Genomic DNA, 3461 nt, shown 5'->3' with positions numbered 1-3461 from the left:
ATTTTTACTTATCGATCTGTCGTTGCTTAGCCCTACTCGTAAAATAAATTATTATACTAGGTAGTGCGGAGCCGAGCAGGAACGAAAATCCCGCTAAATCTTTATCATTCATTAGTAGATAAGTTCCTAACCCCATAGCTACAAGCGTGATAAGCGTAGCGCTCCCCCATCCTAAAAATTGCAAGATATCCATTTTGCTTTGATGTTTGTATTGATGGTTGAGATTGTCTTCTGTAAGCTTTAAAATTCTATCAGGCAAGCTTGGGTCAATTTCTGCATAAGCACGCATAAAATCAGGTGGTGGGATAGGGCTTGAAGTAATAAGGGTTTGGGTTTGTTTTACTTCAAGCTTAGTATTGCTGTTTGGCTCTTTTTTGCTTTTTATCTGGCTTGACATTTTCGCCTATTACCCGTTTCATTGCATTGCCTACATTTTCAAAACCGCTTTGAATAGTTATAGGCTTTTTTTCACGGCTATCTAAAGAGCCGAAAAGGTCGTAAGTTTTTGATGCTCCGCTTAAAAATGCGATAATTTTCTCGCCCATTTTAGCTCCTTTCTAATTATGTTTTGAAAAATAATACACTAAAAATCTTTAATCTTTTCTTTCAGAGCTTCTTTGGCGTATCGATTCAGCTCTTCGTCGGTCTTGAGAATTTCTATGGTGCAGAAGCTGGTGCCGCATTTCGGACATTTGCGCCAACGCTGCACCGTAGTGCTTTTGATCGTGGCTATGACGCAGGTTTTTTCGTAGGCACACTTCGGGCAGATCATACTTGCCCTTTGCTGGCGCGGAATTGCGCGATCTTGCTTAGTCCGGTGATTAGCTTGCTTGCATTTGCCGCGCTGAGTTTGGCGAGCTGCTCCTTCCTGCCAAGCAAAATTCTACATTGTCGCATCGTAAAGCCCAAAAGTCCCCGCTCGTCCATACCAAGGTGGGCGGCAAGCGCGCTTATGCGAGCAAACTGCGACGGGCTTATTTTTTTGACGACGGGCTTCGCGTCTTTGTCGCTTCGCTTCGTCTTGCAGAGCTTACCGCTTGCATTGTAGATCAAATTTCTCCCCAGTACGTCGGGCTTGAAGTCCGTCCCGTCCTCTGCGCGGCCGCATAAAATATCAAGCGCGCGCTCAAGCTCGCTTATGCTTAGCTCCTTACAGCTGTAAACGCCGAAACGAAAGCCGAGCCAATCCTCCCACGCATCCGCCGCCTTTATTTGCTTGTATAAGGGGGCGGTGTGAATGCGGGTTAGAAGCTGCTTTCGGTAAATCTCTTGAGATTTGGTCATGATTTCGCTCCTGCGGTTTGGAATGATTGTAGCAAAAACGGGCGGAATTTTTAACAGGGGCGATCTCTCGCCCCGATGAAGTTATTTTATGCCTTAGCGGGCTGTAGCCCCTCAGCTTTCGCTCGAGCCATATCGTCACTTGCGCCATCGCAGGATCTGCTTAAAAGATAGAGCGCTTCTTTTAGCCCGCTCGGGCTTTCGTAATTCTCGCATACTAAGCCTAGCCCCTGCATTAGGATACCTAGGCATAAAAGCATATCCCTTGCCCTATCCGCCGCATCGATATAGGCAATACTTACCTCCCTCATAGCGCACCTCCGAAAAGTCCGTATTCGCTGCGGCGAGCCCTGCGTAGATTTCTCGCTACGGTGCTTAGGTTGCGCCCCAAAGCCTGCGCTATCCGGGCGTTCGTAAGCCCCTGAGATTTTAACTTTTGCGCGCGCTGCAACTCCGAGGGACTAAATTTACGCCCCGTGCCGACTAAAACGAGTGCGTTAAGCGGCATATCGCTTACGCGCGCGGAGCGTAAAAGCTCGTTTTCGCGCTCAAGTGCGGCGGTGTATTTGCGGCTAGCTTCGATCAGCTCGCCTGCAAGGGCAGAGTTTTTGGCTTGAAGCTTATCTATCTTTTCGTGCAGAGCGCCCATATTGTCGATAAGCGCGTCAAGATGAGAGTCACCGCGCCTCATCATCGCTTCCATCTTATTAAAGGCGGCGATAAACTCTATTTTCCATCGATAGGCTCGCTCACCGGTAAAGCCCATAACGAGCAAAGAAAAACCGTCGCGGGTTATTTTATACATCGGCAATTTTCGCCCCGTAGTATCGACATATTCACTCACCTTAAAATTAAGGGCAGTAAAATTATCGCTAGGCAGCGCCCGAATTTGTGCTATAATATTATCGTGGCGTTTCTCAAACACGGCCGCAACACTCAACGAGGTGGTAAATACGCCATTATCTACCACCTCAAACTCTACGCTCCGGTCGTTGATGACAACTAAATTTTTCATATTTTACTCCTTAGGTAAAATTTTAAACGATTGAAGCCTTTTGACAAACCTTAAAACCATAAAATCCGCACTTCGCTCGTTGCCTTAAAATTAAGGTAACGGAAAAACTAGTTTCGAGATTTAAAATGGCAAAACCCATAAAAGTTATATTTTATAACCTTTGTGCGGAATAATAGCATAAATACGAACTTATGTCAAGGTATTACGTTATGTTTTTGCTAGAATTTAAAAGATTGGGTTGGTTTTTATTACTTTATTAATCTTTTTAGTAGGATTTTAAATTCGCGAACCTCGCTTATTTCGGCCTCCAGCTTGTGAATTTTTATCAACATTTCAAGAGATTTGACGACTTGCTCGCTAATTTCGGAATTGTCAAGTATTGCAATTTGCTTTACTCTACCCTCGCTTAGTCCTATCAACTCGCCCAGCTGCTTATAGGTAAGCCCCAACTGCTTGCAGGTAGTTTTGATTAAATTATCGCTCATCTTACTATTCTCCGCCCATAACATCCAGAATAGCAACTTCCTTTATTTTGCCGTATTCTTTAACAGTGCGTATCTTCAGCTTCACATTATTGCCTCTTTCTATAGCAGTGGCCAGCTTTATGCGTTGATCTGCGTTTATAAGGTTCGCGCTAACCCATTTTATGCCGTTTACGTCTATTTTAAATTTTCTATCTCCGCTATTTGTCTTTTCGTATCCTAAAATAGTAAATTCTCCGATTTGATCATCCGTTGTCGTCGTATCGGCTAACTCTTTAAACTCGAATTTTTTCACTTTCTCGTGAGTTATAGGCTCTTCTTCGTCGTTGAATACAGCACTTTCGTCGTCACGAAGCACGGTAGCTACGGTCTTTTTCGGCTCATTAACGGCATTTTGTAATTTTTTATCAGACTTTAGGTCTGCTATGATACGCCTATTTTCGCTTTCAGCGCTTATCTCAGCCAAATTTTCGATATGCGTTAAATACTCACTGTAGGAGTATCCGCCTAAAATCGCTAGCGTTATAAATACGATTACAATCACTTTGTATGGATCACTCATATTTTTTATACTCTCCAATAAAGTTGCAATTAAGTCTTTTAGCTCTATTTGTAGGCTACCACGTTCCAATTTAAACTTTAAAAGTTTAGTCTTGTCTATATTTTCAACATTATAATTTTTT

General features: G+C 43.4%; 8 protein-coding genes. All 8 read right to left on the bottom strand.

Annotated features, from left to right (window positions below; translation table 11 throughout):
* Positions 1-4 precede the first annotated feature (4 nt).
* The gene (locus Q0620_RS02110; RefSeq protein WP_298783016.1) at positions 5-397 is read right to left on the bottom strand and encodes a hypothetical protein; all 393 of its coding nucleotides are present in this window, start codon (positions 395-397) and stop codon (positions 5-7) included.
* A complete protein-coding gene (locus tag Q0620_RS02105; protein WP_298783015.1) occupies positions 351-545 on the bottom strand; it encodes a hypothetical protein in 195 nt (64 codons plus the stop codon). Before Q0620_RS02105 ends, Q0620_RS02110 begins: the two co-directional genes overlap by 47 nt.
* 38 nt (positions 546-583) lie before the next feature.
* Positions 584-772 (bottom strand): hypothetical protein, encoded by a 189-nt coding sequence (locus tag Q0620_RS02100; RefSeq protein ID WP_298783014.1) that lies wholly within the window; start codon positions 770-772, stop codon positions 584-586.
* On the bottom strand, positions 769-1284 hold the full coding sequence (locus Q0620_RS02095; RefSeq protein WP_298083197.1) for a phage protein GemA/Gp16 family protein: 516 nt from the start codon (positions 1282-1284) through the stop codon (positions 769-771). The genes Q0620_RS02100 and Q0620_RS02095 overlap by 4 nt, the downstream gene beginning before the upstream one ends.
* An 86-nt stretch (positions 1285-1370) precedes the next feature.
* Positions 1371-1592, bottom strand: a complete 222-nt coding sequence (locus tag Q0620_RS02090) for a hypothetical protein (protein WP_297900790.1) — start codon at positions 1590-1592, stop codon at positions 1371-1373.
* The gene (locus Q0620_RS02085) at positions 1589-2296 is read right to left on the bottom strand and encodes a Rha family transcriptional regulator (RefSeq protein WP_298783013.1); all 708 of its coding nucleotides are present in this window, start codon (positions 2294-2296) and stop codon (positions 1589-1591) included. The genes Q0620_RS02090 and Q0620_RS02085 overlap by 4 nt, the downstream gene beginning before the upstream one ends.
* Positions 2297-2544: 248 nt before the next feature.
* Positions 2545-2781 carry an XRE family transcriptional regulator gene (locus Q0620_RS02080; protein ID WP_298783012.1) on the bottom strand — a complete coding sequence of 79 codons (237 nt, stop codon included), beginning with the start codon at positions 2779-2781 and terminating at the stop codon, positions 2545-2547.
* A gap of 4 nt (positions 2782-2785) precedes the next feature.
* On the bottom strand, positions 2786-3461 hold a 676-nt coding region (locus tag Q0620_RS02075; RefSeq protein ID WP_298783011.1), incomplete at its 5' end, for a hypothetical protein.

Source organism: uncultured Campylobacter sp. (genome assembly GCF_938017615.1).
In the GTDB taxonomy this organism is placed as follows: Bacteria; Campylobacterota; Campylobacteria; order Campylobacterales; family Campylobacteraceae; genus Campylobacter_B.
This window is presented reverse-complemented; position numbering and strand designations above follow the sequence as displayed.

Bases quoted from the DNA above. Each gene is read 5' to 3' on its own strand.
- Q0620_RS02110 (WP_298783016.1), bottom strand. From the start codon at position 397: ATGTCAAGCCAGATAAAAAGCAAAAAAGAGCCAAACAGCAATACTAAG.
- Q0620_RS02105 (WP_298783015.1), bottom strand. From the start codon at position 545: ATGGGCGAGAAAATTATCGCATTTTTAAGCGGAGCATCAAAAACTTAC.
- Q0620_RS02100 (WP_298783014.1), bottom strand. From the start codon at position 772: ATGATCTGCCCGAAGTGTGCCTACGAAAAAACCTGCGTCATAGCCACG.
- Q0620_RS02095 (WP_298083197.1), bottom strand. From the start codon at position 1,284: ATGACCAAATCTCAAGAGATTTACCGAAAGCAGCTTCTAACCCGCATT.
- Q0620_RS02090 (WP_297900790.1), bottom strand. From the start codon at position 1,592: ATGAGGGAGGTAAGTATTGCCTATATCGATGCGGCGGATAGGGCAAGG.
- Q0620_RS02085 (WP_298783013.1), bottom strand. From the start codon at position 2,296: ATGAAAAATTTAGTTGTCATCAACGACCGGAGCGTAGAGTTTGAGGTG.
- Q0620_RS02080 (WP_298783012.1), bottom strand. From the start codon at position 2,781: ATGAGCGATAATTTAATCAAAACTACCTGCAAGCAGTTGGGGCTTACC.